We start from the raw sequence: 2,753 nt of genomic DNA on the forward strand, positions 1-2,753 counted from the left end.
TTCTTTAGAAAATCTTTAGATTTACACTAAGGATTTTTTAAGATATTTAGGGTAACATTATAAATGTTAGATAATGAAAAGGGAGTGAATACATGAAAACTATTCTTGAGCTGAATAATGTAAGTAAGATTATAGGCAAGAAAAAAATAGTTGATAGTGTTAGCTTTGAAGTTAAAGAAGGGGAAATCTTCGGATTCCTTGGACCTAATGGAGCTGGTAAGACTACTACTATTAAGATGATTACAGGACTTATAAGCATTGATGAAGGGGAGATTTTCATTGATGGTAAGAATACAAAGACTATGTTTGAGAAGGCACTTGAAGGTGTTGGGGGAATTATTGAGAACCCAGAGATGTACGGATACCTTTCAGGGTTAGACAATCTTAAGCTTTATGCTAGAATGCATGGAGGAATCTCTAAGGAGAGAATAGATGAGGTTGTTACACTTGTAAAGCTTGGTGACAGAATTAAGGATAAGGTTAGAACATATTCATTAGGAATGAGGCAGCGTCTAGGAGTTGCACAGGCACTATTACATAAGCCAAGTCTACTAATTCTTGATGAACCAACTAATGGACTTGATCCTATGGGAATTAAGGAGCTTCGTCAAACATTAAGAGAACTTGCACAAACAGAAGGACTTGCGGTTCTAGTATCAAGTCATCTACTTAGCGAAATGGAGTTAATGTGTGATAGATTCGGAATTATTGATGCAGGAAAAATTATAGATATTAAGACACTTGGACAAATCCATGAAGATGAGAAGAAAAGTGTACAAAGATTCATATTAAATGTGGATAATGTTAATAAATCAGTAGAAGAAATTAAGTTATTCAATACTTCAATTGTGACTAATACATCATCTGAGGGATTAGTAGTTAATTGTAGTAGGGAAGAATCAGGAGAAATTATCAAGTTACTTGTTAATAAGGGAATTATGGTTTACCCATCAGTTGTAGCTAAGTCACTTGAAGAAGAATTTATGGAAGTGACAACAGGGTCTAAGGGCCAAATAAGATAGTGAAGGAGGGTAAATAATGTTTAAGAAGACTTTAAATTTAATAACAAACGAACTTATAAAACAATTTAAAAAGGTTAGTACTAAGATATTTTTAGCACTTATATTAATTCTTGCAATTGCTATGCCATTTGCAGTTAAGTCATTTGAGTCTAGAGAATATAATTTTTGGACCCAAAACAATAAAAATGAACTTTCAAATATAGAATCAGAAATATCAAGAATGGACAAAGAAATTGGGGCTAAAAAGGAATTAGGACTGATTTTTAGAGGTATTGATAAGGATGTAGTTAGTACTAAAATAGAAGGTAATATTAGTTATGACTGGAGAAATGAATCTCTAGAAAAATATAGACAGTTAAGATATGAAGAAGAGGCTATGAAGGCTGTTGTTAACAAATATAAGAAAAAGGACATTCAAGAAGCAGCTTATATGATAGAGCCTATAAAGATTGAGGATTATTTCTATCAATCAAAGGAAAAACTAAATAAAGAAATCAAAAAAGTAAGCGATCAAGCTAAGCTTACAAAGGAAATGGTAGTTAAAAACGACTATCTAATGAATGTAAGTAATAAAATTAAAACAAGACAAGACAATATTAAGGAAATTGATAAACAAATAAAAGAGCTAGAAAAAACTCTTAAGAAGAACCCTAAGAATAAGGAAGTTCCAGTTAAAATACTAGAACTTAAGGAATCTATTCAAGCAGAGAATAAATATATAGAACTAGATAAGTTTAGATTAGATAACAAGGTTCCTTATGATGATAAGGATTATAGACATAGAACACTTCAAAGTATGGAATTTTCACTTGGAACACTTAATGGGAAAATGGTAACAGAGGAAGAGTTCCTTAAAAATCCACAGCAATATTCCCATTTTGGTAAAACATATGATGAATATAAGACAAACTTCATAGATGAACAAAATAGAGCAAAAAAAGACCTAGACCTTGGATGGTATAGTGTTAAAAACAATATACCAATGGAACAATATACAGTAGACTCAAGAAGCATGGTATCAAATGGATTTGAGATATTTGTAATAATTGCAGGTATAGTTTCAATTATACTAGCAGGAAGTATAGTATCTACTGAGTTCTCAAAGGGGACTGTTAGACTACTACTTATTAGACCAGTATCTAGATTTAAAATCCTATTATCAAAGCTTTTAGCAGTGTTAATTATAGGATTTGGAATACTTGTTGTTAGTATTTCAGTATATATAGCAGCTGTTGGAGCAGCATATGGATTTGATGCATTCTCAATAAGTTCACTTAAGTATGTAGAGGGTAATGTTGTAGAACTTGGGTATTTTGCATACCTAATTCCTAAGATTCTTACATCATGTGTAAGTGTGCTGTTTGTAACATCACTTGCATTTATGTTATCAACTATAGCTAAGAATACAGCTGTTGCAGTTGGACTAAGTTCAATACTATACCTAGGATCAGTACCAATGTCAATGATACTAGGAACACTTAAGGCAGGATTCCTAGCACAGTGGGTAATTGGATATATGAACCTTTCAATGTTTAACATTATGGAGTATTTCCCAATAATGATGAAGGAGCAATACTCAGTAGTACTAGATCCTCAAACAGGAGTGATTCAATTACTAGTGTTAACGGTAGTGTTCATAATAGGAGCATTTATATCATTCACTAAAACAGATATAAAGAATTAATTATAAGGGCAGAGTCGATATGGATTGACTCTGCCCCTTTGTTTGTT

Annotated in this window: 2 protein-coding genes; both read left to right on the forward strand. The window is 32.0% G+C overall.

The genetic code is table 11. The annotated features are described in order from the left end of the window. Positions 1 to 92 precede the first annotated feature (92 nt). Positions 93 to 1,022 carry an ABC transporter ATP-binding protein gene (locus tag RR539_RS10365; protein WP_332474126.1) on the forward strand — a complete coding sequence of 310 codons (930 nt, stop codon included), beginning with the start codon at positions 93 to 95 and terminating at the stop codon, positions 1,020 to 1,022. A 16-nt stretch (positions 1,023 to 1,038) separates the two neighbouring features. After that, a complete protein-coding gene (locus RR539_RS10370) occupies positions 1,039 to 2,706 on the forward strand; it encodes an ABC transporter permease (RefSeq protein ID WP_332483820.1) in 1,668 nt (555 codons plus the stop codon). The last annotated feature ends 47 nt before the right edge of the window (positions 2,707 to 2,753 follow it).

Source organism: Clostridium sp. (assembly GCF_036639235.1).
Lineage (GTDB): Bacteria > Bacillota > Clostridia > Clostridiales > Caloramatoraceae > Clostridium_AB.